The organism is Longispora fulva (assembly GCF_015751905.1).
GTDB lineage: Bacteria > Actinomycetota > Actinomycetes > Mycobacteriales > Micromonosporaceae > Longispora > Longispora fulva.
In genome coordinates this window covers 4463249-4478525 of the sequence record NZ_JADOUF010000001.1, presented here as the reverse complement: position 1 = coordinate 4478525, position 15277 = coordinate 4463249, and the positions used below count along the sequence as shown (strand labels likewise).

General features: G+C 72.1%; 14 protein-coding genes. 6 read left to right on the top strand and 8 right to left on the bottom strand.

Annotated elements, in window-relative coordinates; genetic code table 11:
• Positions 1-71 precede the first annotated feature (71 nt).
• Positions 72-1010, top strand: coding sequence for a S41 family peptidase (locus IW245_RS19845; protein ID WP_197004670.1), 939 nt, complete (start codon positions 72-74; stop codon positions 1008-1010).
• Positions 1011-1034: 24 nt separating this feature from the next.
• The gene (locus IW245_RS19840) at positions 1035-2093 is read left to right on the top strand and encodes a hypothetical protein (protein ID WP_197004669.1); all 1059 of its coding nucleotides are present in this window, start codon (positions 1035-1037) and stop codon (positions 2091-2093) included.
• Here IW245_RS19840 and IW245_RS19835 read toward each other — a convergent pair.
• Genes IW245_RS19835 through IW245_RS19820 form a run of 4 tightly spaced genes read right to left on the bottom strand, consistent with a single transcriptional unit; the run spans position 2083 to position 4538 of the window.
• Positions 2083-2337, bottom strand: a complete 255-nt coding sequence (locus IW245_RS19835; RefSeq protein WP_197004668.1) for a PLD nuclease N-terminal domain-containing protein — start codon at positions 2335-2337, stop codon at positions 2083-2085. The two genes, IW245_RS19840 and IW245_RS19835, sit on opposite strands and share 11 nt — an antisense overlap.
• Before the next feature lie 22 nt (positions 2338-2359).
• Positions 2360-3199, bottom strand: a complete 840-nt coding sequence (locus tag IW245_RS19830; RefSeq protein ID WP_197004667.1) for an SDR family oxidoreductase — start codon at positions 3197-3199, stop codon at positions 2360-2362.
• Positions 3200-3235: 36 nt separating this feature from the next.
• Positions 3236-3919 (bottom strand): hypothetical protein, encoded by a 684-nt coding sequence (locus IW245_RS19825; protein WP_197004666.1) that lies wholly within the window; start codon positions 3917-3919, stop codon positions 3236-3238.
• A 40-nt stretch (positions 3920-3959) separates the two neighbouring features.
• Entirely contained in the window at positions 3960-4538 is a 579-nt protein-coding gene (locus IW245_RS19820) for a winged helix-turn-helix domain-containing protein (protein ID WP_197004665.1), read from the bottom strand.
• A gap of 134 nt (positions 4539-4672) precedes the next feature.
• On the opposite strand from IW245_RS19820, the gene IW245_RS19815 reads away from it, so the two are divergent.
• Together IW245_RS19815 and IW245_RS19810 are read left to right on the top strand one after the other, a co-directional pair.
• Positions 4673-4831 (top strand): hypothetical protein, encoded by a 159-nt coding sequence (locus IW245_RS19815; protein WP_197004664.1) that lies wholly within the window; start codon positions 4673-4675, stop codon positions 4829-4831.
• Entirely contained in the window at positions 4831-6153 is a 1323-nt protein-coding gene (locus tag IW245_RS19810; protein ID WP_231398871.1) for a radical SAM/SPASM domain-containing protein, read from the top strand. Before IW245_RS19815 ends, IW245_RS19810 begins: the two co-directional genes overlap by 1 nt.
• Here the strand turns inward: IW245_RS19810 and IW245_RS19805 are convergent.
• On the bottom strand, positions 6120-6638 hold the full coding sequence (locus IW245_RS19805) for a DUF1990 domain-containing protein (protein WP_197004663.1): 519 nt from the start codon (positions 6636-6638) through the stop codon (positions 6120-6122). The two genes, IW245_RS19810 and IW245_RS19805, sit on opposite strands and share 34 nt — an antisense overlap.
• Complete coding sequence (locus tag IW245_RS19800) at positions 6635-7399, bottom strand: YndJ family protein (RefSeq protein ID WP_197004662.1); 765 nt, start codon at positions 7397-7399, stop codon at positions 6635-6637. The genes IW245_RS19805 and IW245_RS19800 overlap by 4 nt, the downstream gene beginning before the upstream one ends.
• Positions 7400-7590: 191 nt before the next feature.
• Between IW245_RS19800 and IW245_RS19795 the strand changes: the two genes are divergently transcribed.
• On the top strand, positions 7591-8967 hold the full coding sequence (locus IW245_RS19795; protein ID WP_197004661.1) for an FAD-binding oxidoreductase: 1377 nt from the start codon (positions 7591-7593) through the stop codon (positions 8965-8967).
• Here IW245_RS19795 and IW245_RS19790 read toward each other — a convergent pair.
• Positions 8964-9563, bottom strand: coding sequence for a dihydrofolate reductase family protein (locus IW245_RS19790; RefSeq protein ID WP_197004660.1), 600 nt, complete (start codon positions 9561-9563; stop codon positions 8964-8966). The two genes, IW245_RS19795 and IW245_RS19790, sit on opposite strands and share 4 nt — an antisense overlap.
• A gap of 137 nt (positions 9564-9700) precedes the next feature.
• Here IW245_RS19790 and IW245_RS42275 point away from each other — a divergent pair, with 137 nt between their 5' ends.
• Entirely contained in the window at positions 9701-12355 is a 2655-nt protein-coding gene (locus IW245_RS42275; protein WP_197004659.1) for a helix-turn-helix transcriptional regulator, read from the top strand.
• Here the strand turns inward: IW245_RS42275 and IW245_RS19780 are convergent.
• The gene (locus IW245_RS19780) at positions 12352-14826 is read right to left on the bottom strand and encodes a DEAD/DEAH box helicase (protein ID WP_197004658.1); all 2475 of its coding nucleotides are present in this window, start codon (positions 14824-14826) and stop codon (positions 12352-12354) included. The genes IW245_RS42275 and IW245_RS19780 overlap by 4 nt on opposite strands.
• Between the last annotated feature and the right edge of the window lie 451 nt (positions 14827-15277).

Genomic DNA, 15277 nt, shown 5'->3' with positions numbered 1-15277 from the left:
GGGGTCTGACAGCGCGCTGACACGGATTAATCCCGCTGACACCGCGCTGACCCGCCGGTACCGTCCTGGCCATGTCGAAGACCCTGATCGAGGACGCCCTGGCGATCCTGCGTGACAAATACGTGTTTCCGGACAAGGCCGAGGAGGCCGCGACCGTGATCGAGGCCAGCCTGGCGGCGGGGGAGTACGAGGGTCTGACCGAGGAGCGGCTCGGCGAACGGGTCACGGAGCAGCTCTTCGCGGTGTGCGCGGACAAGCACCTGCGGCTCCGGATCCGGCATGTGGACCTCCAGGAGGCCGGTGAGACCGCGGCGGACGCCGACGCGGTGTGGAAGGAGCAGCAGCGGCTGAACAACTACGGGATCATGAGGACCGAGCGGCTCGCCGGCAATGTCGGCTACATCAAGCTGAACGGCGTCACCTCACCGGGCAACGGTGGCCGGGCGATCGCGGCGGCGATGGAGCTGGTCGCCAACACCGACGCGCTGATCTTCGACCTGACGGTGAACCGGGGCGGCGACCCGGACGGGGTCCAGATGTGGAACAGCTACCTGTTCGGGGATTCCGAGACCCATCTCAACAGCATCTACGACTCGGCGACCAAGCACACCCGCGACTTCTGGACCCTGGCCTACCTGCCCGGCTCCCGCTACGTCGACAAGCCGGTCTACGTGCTGACCAGCGGGTTCACCTTCTCGGCCGGCGAGGAGTTCGCCTACAACCTCCAGGCGCTGAAGCGGGCGACCCTGATCGGGGAGACCACCCGGGGCGGGGCGCACCCGACCGACCGGTTCCCGGTGTCGAAGACCGTGGAGATCACGGTCCCGGTGGCCCGTTCGATCAACCCCGTGACGGGTACGAACTGGGAGGGCGTCGGCGTGGTCCCCGACATCGCGCTGCCGGCGGAGGAGGCGTTCGGGCACGCGTACACCCTGGCGTTGAAGCACGTGGCGGAGACCTCGACGGCACCCACCGTGCTGGAGGAGGCACGCTCCGCTCTGGAAAAATAAGGCACGGAGTGCCAGTATTGAAGAATGTCCATTTCTAGGGCGGCGTCCCCCCGCGAGGACGCGCTGACGACGTTCTTCGGGGCCTGGCTCGTCGGCGGAGCGCTCACCGACGGCTGGGCCCACAACAACATCAGGGCTCTGGAGACGATCTTCACGCCCTGGCACGCGATCCTCTACTCGGGATTCGTCGCCACCGCGCTGTGGACGGTGTTCCTGGCCTACCGCCGCCGCGACGGTCACCGGCTGTGGTGGCGCGACGCCTGGCCCGCCGGCTACAAGGTCGGCGTGGTCGGTGCCGTGATCTTCTTCTTCGCCGGCAACCTCGATCTGGTCTGGCACTCGGTGTTCGGGATCGAGACGGACCTCGACGCCCTGTTCAGCCCCACCCACATCGGCCTGGCGATCGGCTCCGGACTGCTGCTGACCAGCCCGCTGCGCTCCTGGTGGGCGGCCGGCTCGACCGGCACGCTGCGCACCGCCGCCGGGATCGGCGCGCTCGTGCTCGGCACCACGAGCACGGCGGTGTTCCTGATCTACGCCTCGGCGTTCCAGTCGATCGAACCCACCCGGCCGTACGCCGGCGCCCAGGGCACCCCCGGCTACCTGGCGGCCTCGATGAGCCTCACGTCCTACCTGGTCACCACGGCGCTCCTGGTGCTGCCGCTGACCCTGGTGCTGCGCCGCCGGAGTGCGGTGCCCGGCACGGCCACTGCCCTGGTGGCGGTCGTGGCCCTGTTCGCCGTGGGCATCCTCGACCTGCCAGGGACCCAGACCGTCGCGGCCGGGGCGGCCACCGCCGGCGCCGTCGTCGTCGACATCCTCGTGGGGTACCTGGACCGTGCGCGCGGCCTCGACGCCCCGCTGCGGCTGCCGCTCGCCGGGGCGCTGTTCGGGGCGGTGGTCTGGTCCGCGCACCTCCTCGCCCTGGATCTCCTCGAGGGCGTGCGCTGGCCGGTGGAGCTGTGGAGCGGCACCATCGTGATGTCGGCGGCGGTGGGCGCGCTGATCGGCGGCCTGGCGGCCCGCCCGGCCGAGGTCGTCGTGTCTCGACCGGTGCGGGCCGGGTCGGTGGTCAGAAGCTGAGCTTGTCCTGGTTCTTCTTGCCCCAGAAGAACCAGGCCAGGCTCCCGATGAACGGGAAGGCGAACGCGACGACCGCCCACAGGATCTTGGCCGCCGTCGACAGCCGATCAGCCTTGAGAATGCTGACCAGCGCCGCGATGAACAGGATCAGGCTGCCGAGGGAGCAGATCAGCCCACACGTGCCGCCGATCAGGCCGCCGATCCAGCTGCCGTTGTCGTCACTCAGGTACGCGAGAAGGTCCATGCCCCACGCTAACCGAGAGTGATCACTCCCGGGGCTCGTTCGCGAGCATTGTCCGGAGTGCCCCGTCGAACCCGTCGTCGCCGAGCTCCCGGCGCAGGTTCACGAAGTACGGACCCTCGGCGGCCACCAGGTCCCGGCTCGGGGCGCGTTCCCCGGTCAGCGCGCCCTCGATCGCCTCGGCGACCGTCTCCGGCCCCACCCCGGCGGCCGGGTCGGTGAACGCCCGCCGGTACATCGTCTCCACCTGGGACTTCACCTCCGTGTACGGCCCGTCCGCCGCCCCGTTGGCCGCCAGCGTGCGCAGCGCCGTCGCCCCGAACTCCGTGCGCACCAGCCCCGGCTGGATCAGTGTGACCCCGACGCCGAACGGCGCGACCTCGTAGCGCAGCGCGTCGGCGAGGGACTCCAGCGCGTACTTCGTCAGGTGGTAGCCGGCCGCCGCCGGGAACGTGAACAGCCCCCCGACCGAGCCGACGATCACGATCCGGCCGGCCCCGGCCGCCCGCATCCGGGGCAGCGCGAGCTGGCAGAGCCGCACGGTGCCCACCACATTGGTCTCGAAGCCCCGGCGCAGCGCCTCGACGGGGAGCTCCTCGACGACGCCGTACTCGCCGTAGCCGGCGTTGTTGACCAGGCCGAACAGCGAGTCGCCCGCCTCGTCGACCACGGCGCGCATCGACTCGTCGTCGGTGGTGTCCAGTCGGCGGACCCTGGCCCCGGCCGCGCCCAGGTCGCGGAGGGTCTCAGGGTCGCGGGCCGTCGCGTAGACGGTCCAGTCCCCGGAGGCGGTCAGGCGCTCGGCGGTGGCCCGGCCGATGCCGGTGGAACAGCCTGTGATGAGGACAGCGGGTTTCTCGGTCATAGGTACAGGTCTATCGAACCGGGCCGGTCGAGACTGTCAGGTCTTTGCCAGTTCGACGAGCTTGGCCGCGTACGCGTCCGACGCCGCCGCGATCCGCTTCAGGTCCTCTGTCGACGGACCGGTCGGCGCCGGGTAGAGCACGGTCACCTTGACCTGCAGCAGCAGGCTGTCGGAGTGGTAGAAGTAGCAGCGCGGCTGGTGGGAGGGGACGGGGCCCTGGGGCCAGGCGTACACGGAAAGGCCGTCTCTGATCGCCGAGTCGTGACCGTCCAGGGGCTGGGGCAGGTTCTCGCCGCCGCCCAGCCGGCACAGCCCGAAGAAGGCGCGGAGCATCTTGTCGGCCCGCACGGCCGGGGTCACCGGCTGCACGTGCGCCTCGGCGACCGCCGCGTGCTTCGTGGCCTGCCCCGGGTCGCCGGCCGGCAGGGCGAGGGCGTCCACGCAGGTCACCCCGGTCGAGCCGTCGCCGCCGGAGATCGGCTGCAACGCCGTGTGCGTGCTCGTGTCGACCCCGGTGGAGCCCGTGAGGGTCAGCAGCGGGGCGAGGGCGGCCGCGCAGTCGCCGGCGAGGGCCTGCTGGGCGGTGCTCATGGTCGCCGGGGGCGCGGGGGAGGGGACGGCGGCCGTGGGTGCCGGGGCGGCCGGCGAGGGGCCGACACATCCCGAACCGAACAGGACCGCGCCGAGGGCGGCCGTGACCGCGAGGTGCCGGATGCTCATCGGCACACCGTACTGAAAACAAAGCTTCCAGAAAAGGGTGTCAATTCCTGGGATGGATCGCGATCAACAGCTGGTACTCCTGCTGGGTCCCGTCGTCGGCCGCCCGGAACTCCTCCGCGAGGGCCAGCAGCCGGGCCCGGAACTCCTCCGCCCGGTCGGGCCGGACGTGCGCGATCGAGTGGCTGACCATCGCCCGGGTCTCCGGCGGGGCCTCGCGGCTCATCACGTTGGCCCCGGTGCGCAGCCGCTCCTCGATGTCGTTGCGCACCCGGTCGAACAGCGCGATCATCACGTCCTCGACGTCGCCGCCGGGGTCGCGGGGCCGGTCGGCGCCCCGCTGGAACGTGATCCGCTGCTGGCTCGCGCCATAGTGCTTCTCGATGATGCCGTTGACGACCCGGGTGCTGCGGATCTGGAGCAGGGCGCGTTGCTCCAGAGTGTTCAGATGGTAGTAGATCTTCGTGGTCGAGATGCCGACCCGCGACGCGAGCTCCTTGGCGGTCCAGGTCCGGGTGTGGTCGGCCATCATCAGCTCGAGCACAGTGAGGCGGATGGGATCAGCGAGCGCCTTGAGGGTGTCGATATCCTGCACGACGCGTCGTGACGGTTCCTGCTCCATTCCCGGTACCTCATCACGTTCTGCTCTGATTTGGTTAAGGAAGTATATCAAATGCTTGACAAAAGCTTGTCGTTTAACCAACAGTGAGCGTTACTCGGGGCAGTCATACGCACAGGTCAAGCACAGGAGTGGCGATGAACCTCGATCCCCAGATCGTGATCCATGCGGTCGAGCAGATCAAGGACGCGGGGGATACCGTTTTCCGGATGTTCCTCGAGGAGATTACCCAGGCCGTCGGTTCGGTCGACGTCGGCACCCTCGGGGTACACGACGGCGGCTGTCTTCCCGACTGATGTTCCAGCCGAGCAGGTACGTGTTCGTGGGCCGCACCCCCTTCCGGCACCCCGCCGGACACGTGGTGCGGCCCGTCCTGCAGGCGGCCACGGCCCGGGTGTTCCTTGTGGACCCGGTGACCGCCGACCGGCTCGCCGGCGGCACGGCGCTCCCCGACGACGCGGAGCGGGCCCTGCACGCGGCGGGGCTGCTCGTGGAGACGGGTACCGACGAGCCGGCCGCCGTGATCGCCGGATCCCGGCGCGCGGTCGCCGACACCCGGGAGCGCCGGTTCGTGGTGATGCCCACGAGCTGGTGCAACATGTCCTGCGCGTACTGCGGCCAGGAGCACACCCGGGGCGCCACCACGCCCGGGCACCGAGACCTGCTGACCGCCCGGTTCGCCGCCACCGTCCACAGCGGCCGGTACGACACGGTCCGCGTCGCCTGGTTCGGCGCGGAGCCCATGGCCGGGTACGCCGTGATCCGGGACCTGTCCCGCCGGTTCACGGCCGCGGCCGACGCCGCCGGCGTGCGCTACGCGGCCAACATGGTCACCAACGGCGCGCTGCTCGACGCCCGCAAGCTGGCGGCCCTGCACGGCGAGGGCCGGCTGCGGTCCATCGAGGTCACCCTGGACGGCCCGGCGGCCGCGCACGACGCGAGCCGGCCCCTCAAACGCGGCGGCGGGTCCTTCGCGCACGTCGTGCGGGTGATGGCCGGAGCCCTGGCCGCGCACGCCGACCTCACCTGGCGGGTCCGGACCAACGTCGGGGTCGGCAACGCGCACCTGGCCGACGAGTTCGCGGCCGCGATGGCCGGGGCGGGGCTCGCCGACCCCCGGGTCGGGTTCTACCCCGCGCCGCTGCACCCGTGGGGCAACGACGTGGCCGACGTCGCCCTGGACCGGGCCCGGATGGCGGACACGGAACTGGAGTGGCTGGCCGCGTACGCCCGGCACGGGCTGACCACCGCCCTGCTGCCGACCCGGCCGAAGAAGGTGGTGTGCGTCGCCGTCACCCCGCACGCCGAGGTCGTGGCCCCCGACGGCGGGCTGTACTCGTGCACCGAGCAGCCCCTGGTCCCCGGCTTCGCCGACCGCCGGGTCGCGACCCTGGCCACGGTGGCGGACGGGCCGCGCCCGTTGGGGGAGTTCGACGACTGGGCCGACGCCCTCGACGCCGACGAGACCGGGTGCCGGGGGTGCCGGATCCTGCCGCTGTGCGGGGGCGCGTGTCCGAAGCTGTGGCGGGAGGGGCACGTGCCGTGTCCGCCGCTGAAGCACAACCTGGCCGGTCGGCTGGACCTCTACGCGCTGTCGGCGGGCTGCGCCCCGCTCTGACGCCGCCGGGCGAGCCTCCGCAGGGCCGCGGCGCACCGCAGCGCGTACAGCCTCTGCAGCAGGGGCACCACCGGCCCGCCGAGCCGGGCCCACCACACCGCCGGCCGGCTGAACGCCGTCACCGTGAGCCACACGACCCCGTCGCCGTCGCGCTCCAGCACGAACGACTCCTCCCCGCGCTCGGGGTGCCCGGCCAGCGTGCCGTACGCCCAGCCCCGCCGGTCGGGCTCCTCGACCGTCCACACCACCCGGCACGGGGCGCGCACGACGCCGAGCCGGACCGTGACGTCCACCCCGGGCGCCGCCCGCCCGGTCGTGGAGATCCCGACCGGGATGGCCCGGTGCATCCGCCAGCCGAACAGGTCCCCGGTGGCGGCGTCGAGGTCGAGGGGGCCGAGGGGGCGGCGGACCCGCAGGTGCGAGTACCCCTCGGGGAGTGGCCAGTCGGTGGTGGCGCCGACCTCGGCGTAGCTGTAGCCGGTCAAGCGAGTTCCTTCTTCCAGGCGAGCAGGCCGCAGAGGGCGAAGCCGAGGGCGTTGCCCACCCCGTGGGTGGCGGCCATCCAGGTCAGGCCGAGGTGCGGGGTGCCGAACGCCTCGCCGGTGGCCCAGAGCAGCGCGAGCGCCATCGTGGCCACGAGCACGCCGGAGCTGATCCGGAACAGCAGGCCGTCGCGCCACAGCAGCCAGCCGACGAGCCACATGCCGGCGGTGAGCACGAGGGCGCCGAGGAGTTCGACGCGGTCGTCCACGAAGTACCCGATGAGGACGATCTCCGTGCCCACCGGGACGGTGAGGGCGGCGATCCGGGCGACGACCGAGTCGCTCTTGTCCCGGCAGACAAGTCCGGCGACCAGCGCGGCGGTGAATCCGGCGTAGTGGAAGTGCGGGACGGTCAGCGCGAGGACGTCCAGGTCGAAACCGAACAGCCCGAACCCGGCGCGCTCGGCGACCAGGGCCACGGCCGCGACGGCCGGGCTGACCAGGGCGGTGCGGATCGCCAGCTCCCGGGGATTCCAGCCGACCCGGCGGGTGGCCTGAAAGGCGACGATCAAGGTCATCACCAGGTACGCCCCCGCGAGCGCCGCTGCCGTCGCGCCCCGCGGCAGCCAGAGACTGAGCGCGCCGGGCACCGCCGCGAGGGGCCAGAAGGTGCGCACCGCGGCCGGCAGGCCCAGGAGGCGCAGGCCGAGCGGGAGGATGACGAGCATGCCGAGGGTGACGATCAGATTGACGAGGATGGTCATGGCATCCCTCTTTTCTTGAACGCGTTCAAGTTACCACGGCGAGTTGAACGCGTTCATTGTGATGCTGGTCGCGCCCCCGGCGCACCGCCTGGATTGCCCGATCCGGCCCGATCGCGCCGACCCCGTTGTTAGCCTCGATACATCGGCGGCCGTCGTCGAGACCGCCCGGCTGTGGAGGGTGGTCGGCCGCGATGAAGGACATCGACCGTGCTGTGGAGGCACTGCGCACCGAGTTCCAGGGCACCCTGTTCACGCCCGACGTCGGCGGCTACGAGGACGCCAGGATCCTGTTCAACGCCATGATCGACAAGCGGCCGGCCGTGATCGCGCAGTGCGCGGACGTCCCGGACGTGCAGAGCGCGCTACGGTTCGCCCGCGAGACCGGGCTGGAGATCGCCGTCCGCGGCGGCGGGCACGGGGTCGCCGGGGCCGCGCTCACCGAGGGCGGGATCGTGATCGACCTGCGCCGGATGAACACCGTGGACGTCGACCCCGACGCGCGGACCGCGACGGTCGGCGGCGGCGCGACGATCGGCGACCTCGACGGCGCCACCCAGGCCTACGGGCTGGCCACCACCGGCGGCCGGGCCTCCACCACCGGCGTGGGCGGCTTCACCCTCGGCGGCGGCTCCGGCTGGATCGAACGGAAGTTCGGCCTGGCCTGCGACCGGCTGTTGTCCGTCGACCTGATCACCGCCGACGGCGACCCGGTCCGGGCCAGCGAGACCGAGAACCCCGACCTGTTCTGGGCCCTGCACGGTGGCGGCGGCAACTTCGGCGTCGCCACGGCGATGACGTTCCGGCTGGACCCGCTCACCGACTTCGCCATCGCCCTGCTGCTGTGGCCGGCGGCGGACGGCCCCGAGGTCATGCGGCTGTGGCGCGACGTCATGGACGCGGCCCCCGACGAGGCCGGCGGCGGACTGATCTTCCTGACCGCGACCACCGAGATGCCGTTCGTGCCCGAGAGCCTCGACGGGCAGCTCGCCGTGGGGGTCCTGGTCACCTGGATCGGTGCCGAACAGGGCGTCCGCGACCTGGTCCGGCCGCTGCTGGACCGTAAACCGGTCGGCGAGCTGATCACCGCGATCCCGTACGCGCAACTGCAGTCCATGCTCGACGACCCGCCCGGCATGCGCAACTACTGGTCCGCCGAGCACCTCGCCAGCCTGCCCGACCCGGCCGTCGACGTGTTCTGCGCCCAGGCCGAGGGGATGATCATCCCGTCCGGGTCCCAGCACGCGATCCTCCGGCTCGGCGGCGCCGTCACCCGCGAGACCGCCGACTGGCCGATCTCGTTCCGGGACGCGCCCTGGGTGGTGCACCCGTTCGGGGTGTGGGCCGACCCGGCGGACGACGAGCGGGCGCGCGAGTGGACCCGGGACCTGCGCGCGGCCCTGGAGCCCTGGTCCACCGGCGCGGTGTACCTCAACTTCACCGGCGACGAGGGCCACGAGCGGGTCGTCGCCGGGTACGGCAAGGCCAACTACGACCGGCTGGCCGGGATCAAGAGCCAGTACGACCCCGGCAACCTGTTCCACCTCAACCACAACATCCGGCCGCTCTAGGCGCGGACCCGGTCGTACAGCAGGCAGATCGCCCCGGAGTCCGTCGTCGACAGGTCCGTCAGGGTCCACGAGGTCGCCGGCAGCCCGTCCCCGAACAGCCGGGGTCCGCCCCCGACCAGCTCCGGGCACAGGGTGACGCTCAGCCGGTCGACCTCGTCCGCCTCGAGCAGCGCGACGATCACGCTGCTGCTGGCGAGCACGATGATGTCGCCGCCCTCCTGCGACCGCAGCTCCTTGACGACCTCGGGGGCTGGGGCGTCGACGACCCGCGCGTTCGTCCAGCCCGGCTCGGTGAGGGTGGTGGAGAGGACCACCTTCTCCACCGTGTCGAGCCACTGGGCGAAGGCGCGGTCGCGGGGGTCGGCGGCGGGGTCCTGGGCGACGGTGGGCCAGTACCCGCCGAAGCCCTGGAAGTTCTTCCGGCCGAGCAGAGCCGTGGTGGCCGGACCGGTCACCCGGACCATGTGTTCGCGGGCGACGTCGGAGACGGCGTGCGGCAAGATCCACCCCATGTCGTACTCGCCGTTGGTGCCGCGCACCCGGCCGTCGAGGGAGAGTGCGATGTTGGCGACCACGGTGCGTCCGGTGTCAGTCATGGCTGTTCCTCCTGGTCAGGGGCCACATTCCGTGTGGCCCGCCTCTGAGGATGATCCTGCTGCGCCGCCGGTGGCCGAACATCGGCCAGGTGGCTGATATGGCGCGTCGGGGCTGGCCCTCTGGCAGACTTCGCCGGGTGCCGAACGTTCATCACCTGCCGCCGGAGCTGTCGTCGTTCGTCGGTCGCGGCCCGGAGTTCGCGGCGGTCGGGGCCGCCGTGGCCCCCGGCCGGCTGGTGACCCTCGCCGGGCCGGGCGGCTGCGGGAAGACCCGGCTGGCCATGCGGGCCGCCGTCGGGCTGGCGGACCGGTGGGTGGACGGGGCGTGGTGGGTGGACCTGGCCGGGGAGGTCCCGGGCGGGGATGTCGTGCGGATCGTGGCGGGTCGGCTCGGCGTCCTGCTGCCGGACAGCGTCCCATCCGAGGTGGCACTGGCGCACGGACTCCGGGACCGGACGATGCTCGTCGTGCTGGACAACTGCGAGCACCTGCTGGCGGAGGTCGCGCCCGTGGTGGAGGCCGTGCTGGGCGGATGTCCCGGCGTCGCGCTGCTGGCGACCAGCCGGGCGCCGGTCGGCGTCGCGGGAGAGGTGGTGTGGCGGGTCCCGCCGATGTCCCTGGCCGACGCCCTCGACCTGTTCCTCGACCGCTCCGGCCACCCCGGAGTCACGGACGCCGCCGAGGAGCGGGTCAGCGCCCGCCGGGTGTGCGACCGGCTCGACCGGCTGCCCCTGGCCCTCGAACTCGCCGCGGCCTGGGCCGGCACCCTGGCCACGGCGCAGATCGCCGACTCCCTCGCCGACCCGTTCCCGCTGCTGTCCGGCGGGCCGCGGACCGCGCCGTTCCGGCAGCGGACCCTGGCCGAGTCGATGCGCTGGAGCCACGACCTGCTCGACGCCGACGAACGGGCCCTGTTCCGCCGGCTGGCCGTGTTCGAGCCGGGCTACGCCGCCACCGAGGCCGTGGCCCTGGCCGCCGCGACGGACCTGACCCCCGGCCGGGTGCTCCCCGCGCTGCGGGGCCTGATCGACAAGTCCCTCGTGATCGCCGACACGACGGGCCCGGTGGCCAGGTACCGGATGCTGGGCGTCGTCCGCGCCTACGCCCGGGGCCGGCTCGACGAGGCAGGGGAGACCGACGACACCCGCGACCGGCACCTGGGCCTGTTCCTCGCGCTCGCGGAGGCCGCCTCGCCCCTGCTCGCCACCGACAAGGACGCGTGGCGGGCGCGGATCGGCGCGGAGTACCCGAATATCCGGGCGGCCCTCGCGTGGGGCCTGGCTCGGCCGGACCCGGAGGCCGGCCGCCGGCTGGCCGTGGCCGTCGCCTGGCTGTGGCACCTGGAGAACCGCGGCCACGAGGGCCTCGCCCTGCTGAGCACCGCACTGTCCAGAGGCGACGGTCACCCCGGAGCCCTGCAGGCCAGGATCCTGGTGTCCCTGGCACTCGTCGCCGACACCACAGACCCGCACATCGACGGGTACGCCGCAGCCGACGACGGCGCCGCGATGGCCGAGGCGTTCGGCGACCCGGCCACCGCCCGCCTGGGCCACGCGCTCGGCGCCGTCGGGGCGATCGCCCGTGGCCTGGACGCGGCCCGCGACGCCGCCGACCGGACGGCCCGGGAGGCGCACGCAGCCGGGGACGCCTTCGTCGCCGAGGCCTGCGCGATGCTCCTCGGGATGATCCACGTGTTCCGCGACGAGTACCCGCAGGCCAGGGCTATCCTCGCCCCGGCGGTGGAGGGGCTGCTCACCCGGGGCGACCGGGGCGTGGCCGTCACCGGCCTGAGCTGGCTGGCCGTCGCCTGCGCCCGCTCCGGCGAACTGGACCACGCCGCTGAGCTGGCCGAACGGGCCGTGGCGGCCGCCAGCCCGCTGCACGACGTGCACCGGCTCGGCACGGCCCTCGGCGCACTGGCCGAGATCCGCGGCCTCCAGGGACGCTTCGCCGACGCGGCGGCCGCACTCGACCCGATCGAACGCATCACCGGGGGCCCGGGCTCGTTCGTCCCCGGCTGGGACCGCACCGTCGGCCAGCTCGCGCTCTGGACCGGGGACGTTGACCGCGCGGTCGCCCGGTGCCGGCGGGAGGCCGCGCCGCTGCCCGACACCCAGCTCGTCCTCGCCACCGCGCTCCGGCTGTCCGGGGACCCGGTGGCCGCCGGCCGGCTGCTCGACCGGGTCGAGGAGGTGGCACGGGCGGCGGGCATGCCGCGACTGCACGCTGGCGCGCTCGCCCAGCGGGCGGAACTGGTCCTCCCCTCGGACCCGGCCGCGGCACTCGACCTCCAGCACGAGGCGCTGCGGCTGCGCGCCGCGCACCAGCTCACCCTGGACTGCGTCGACAGCCTGGAGGCCCTCGCCCGGCTGGCGCTGCGGCGTTCGGCACCCGAGGTGACGGCCGTCCTCTCGGGAGCCGCCGACCGCGCCCGATCCGACACCGGCTACGCGGCCCGGACCCCACCCGCCCCTGCCCCCGAAGACGTGGCGCGCACCGCCGGTGACGCCTACGACCGGGGCGCAGCCATGACCCTCGCGGAGGCCGTGGCGTACGCGGCCCGCGCCCGCGGCCCCCGGCAGCGCCCGGTCTCCGGCTGGGGCAGCCTGACCCCCACGGAGGCGTCCGTGGTCGAACTCGCCGTCGAGGGACTGTCCAATCCGGAGATCGCCGCCCGGCTGTTCATGAGCCGGAGCACGGTGAAGACCCACCTGGCGCACGTCTACGAGAAGCTCCAGGTGGCCAACCGCACGGAACTCGCCCGCGCGGCCGGCCACCGCGGCACACCCTAGAGCCGGTCCACCGCGGTGATCTCCAGGACGGCCAGGCCCTCCTCGTCGGAGGCCCGCAGGTCGACCTCCGCGCTGATCCCCCAGTCGTGGTCGCCCTCGGGGTCGTCGAAGATCTGCCGGACCAGCCAGCGGTCCTTCTCCACCGTGATCATCAGCAGCGCCGGCCCGCGCGCGTCCGGCCCGGTGCCCAGCGAGTTGTACTCCTCGAAGTACTCGTCCATCGCCGTGCGCCAGTCGAAGCCCGGGTCCAGTTCGGACAGCTCCTGGTAGCGGGCCTGCGAGGCCAGTTCGACGCGGCGGAAGAGCGCGTTGCGGACGAGTACCCGGAAAGCCCTGACGTTGTTCGTGACCGCCGGCGGCGCGGTGTCCACGGGCATCGCCCCGGCACCCTCCTCGCCGGGGTTGCGTAGCTGCTCCCACTCGTCGAGCAGGCTGGAGTCGACCTGGCGGACCAGCTCGCCGAGCCACTCGATCAGGTCGTGCAGCTCCTCGGTCTTGGCGTCCTCGGGCACGGTCTGCCGCAGCGCCTTGTACGCGTCCGCCAGGTACCGCAGCACCAGGCCCTCCGAGCGGGCCAGCTGGTAGTAGCTGACGTACTCGACGAAGGTCATGCCCTGTTCGTACATGTCCCGGGCCACGCCCTTGGGGGACAGCCGCTGGTCGGCGACCCACGGGTGGCCCTTGCGGTAGGACTCGAACGCGGCCTCGAGGAGTTCGGCGAGCGGCTTGGGGTGGGTGACGTTCTCCAGGAGCGCCATCCGCTCCTCGTACTCGATGCCGTCGGCCTTCATCTGCTGCACGGCCTCGCCCTTGGCCTTGTTCTGCTGGGCGTAGAGGATCTGCCGGGGGTCCTCCAGCACCGCCTCGACGATGGAGACGACGTCGAGGGCGTAGCTGGGGGAGTTCTCGTCCAGCAGCTCGATGGCGGCCACGGCGAACGGGGACAGCGGCTGGTTGAGCGCGAAGCCGAGCTGCAGGTCGTCGGTGACCCGGATCCCGCCGTCGGCGTCCTGCTCGACGATACCGGCGGTGCGCAGGCCCTTGTAGATGCCGATCGTGCGGCGGATGTGCGCGCGCCGGGCCGCCGGGGACTCGTGGTTGTCGGTGAGCAGGTGCCGCATGTTGGCGAAGGCGTCGCCGCCGCGCTCGATGACGTTGAGCACCATGGAGTGGCTGACGTGGAAGCTCGACGTCAGCGGCTCCGGCTCGGCGGACACCAGCCGGTCGAAGGTGGGCTGGCCCCAGCCGACGAAGCCCTCCGGCGGCTTCTTCTTCACGAGCTTGCGCAACTTCTTCGCGTCCCCGGCGGCCTTGGCGACGGCCTTCTCGTTCTCCACGACGTGCTCGGGGGCCTGCACGATGACCGTGCCGACAGTGTCGTAGCCGGCCCGGCCCGCGCGCCCGGCGATCTGGTGGAACTCGCGCGCCTTGAGCAGCCGCATCCGGATGCCGTCGAACTTGTTCAGCCCGGTGAACAGCACTGTGCGGATCGGCAGGTTGATCCCGACCCCGAGGGTGTCGGTCCCGCAGATGACCTTCAGGAGCCCGGCCTGCGCCAACAGCTCCACCAGTCTGCGGTACTTCGGGAGCATGCCGGCGTGGTGCACGCCGATCCCGTGGCGTACCAGTCTCGACAGGGTCTTTCCGAAGCCGGCCGTGAACCGGAAGTTGCCGATCAGCTCCGCGATCGCGTCCTTCTCGGCCCGGGTGCACATGTTGATGCTCATCAGGGCGCTGGCCTGCTCGAGGGCGGCGGCCTGGGTGAAGTGCACGATGTACACCGGCGCCTGCCGGGTCTTGAGCAGCTCCTCGATGGTCTCGTGCAACGGCGTCGTCACGTACGAGTACAGCAGCGGCACCGGGCGCTCGCCGGAACTGACCACGGCGGTCGGCCGGCCGGTCCGCCGACTGAGATCACTGACAAACCTGGTCACATCACCCAGGGTCGCCGACATCAGGATGAACTGCGCCTGGGGCAGCTCGATGATCGGGATCTGCCACGCCCAGCCCCGGTCGGGCTCGGCGTAGAAGTGGAACTCGTCCATGATCACCTGGCCGACGTCCGCCGACTTCCCCTCGCGCAGCGCGAGGTTGGCCAGGATCTCCGCCGTGCAGCAGATGATCGGCGCGTCCGGGTTGACCTGGGCGTCGCCGGTCATCATCCCGACGTTCTCCGGACCGAACACCTGGCACAGCGCGAAGAACTTCTCCGACACCAGAGCCTTGATCGGCGCCGTGTAGAAGGTGGTCCGGTCGTCGGCCAGGGCGGCGAAGTGCGCCCCGATGGCCACCATGCTCTTGCCCGAGCCGGTCGGGGTGCTCAGGATCAGGTTCGCCCCGGAGACGATCTCGATCAGCGCCTCCTGCTGGGCCGGGTACAGGCTCAGGCCCTGTTCCTCGGACCAGGCGGTGAACGCCTCGAACAGGGCGTCGGGATCGGGGCTGCCCGGCAGCAGGTCGGTGAGAGTCATAGTGCATTGATCGTGCCTGGTCGGGGTGGGTCGCGGCCACCCGGGGGTCCGTGGGGTGGACTCCGGCCGGTCCCGCGGTGCGGGACGGTCGCGATCCGGGGTCGGGCGGGGCCGAGGTTGGGTGGTCGGGCGGGGCGCGAGGGCCGGTGGCCCGGGGGCTGCCAGTGTCGTGGCCCGGCGGCCCGGTAGCCGCAGAGGTCGTAGACGGGGCCGCGGAGGCTCCGGTCGCCGGCGCGGTCACCGTCCGTTCGGGTCCACGTCGCCCTCCGCTCAACCACTCGCCACGAACCTCCACTGTCGACTCGACCGGATAAGGATAACTTTCCGACAACTGAGGCCGATTCTCGAATAGCGACTTTCCGGACCTCTGTCCACTGTAGAAATCTTTAGCGATGACCATCCTTGACATCGCTCGGTGATCGACTAATCCTTGTCTCGTACGACCTTTCAT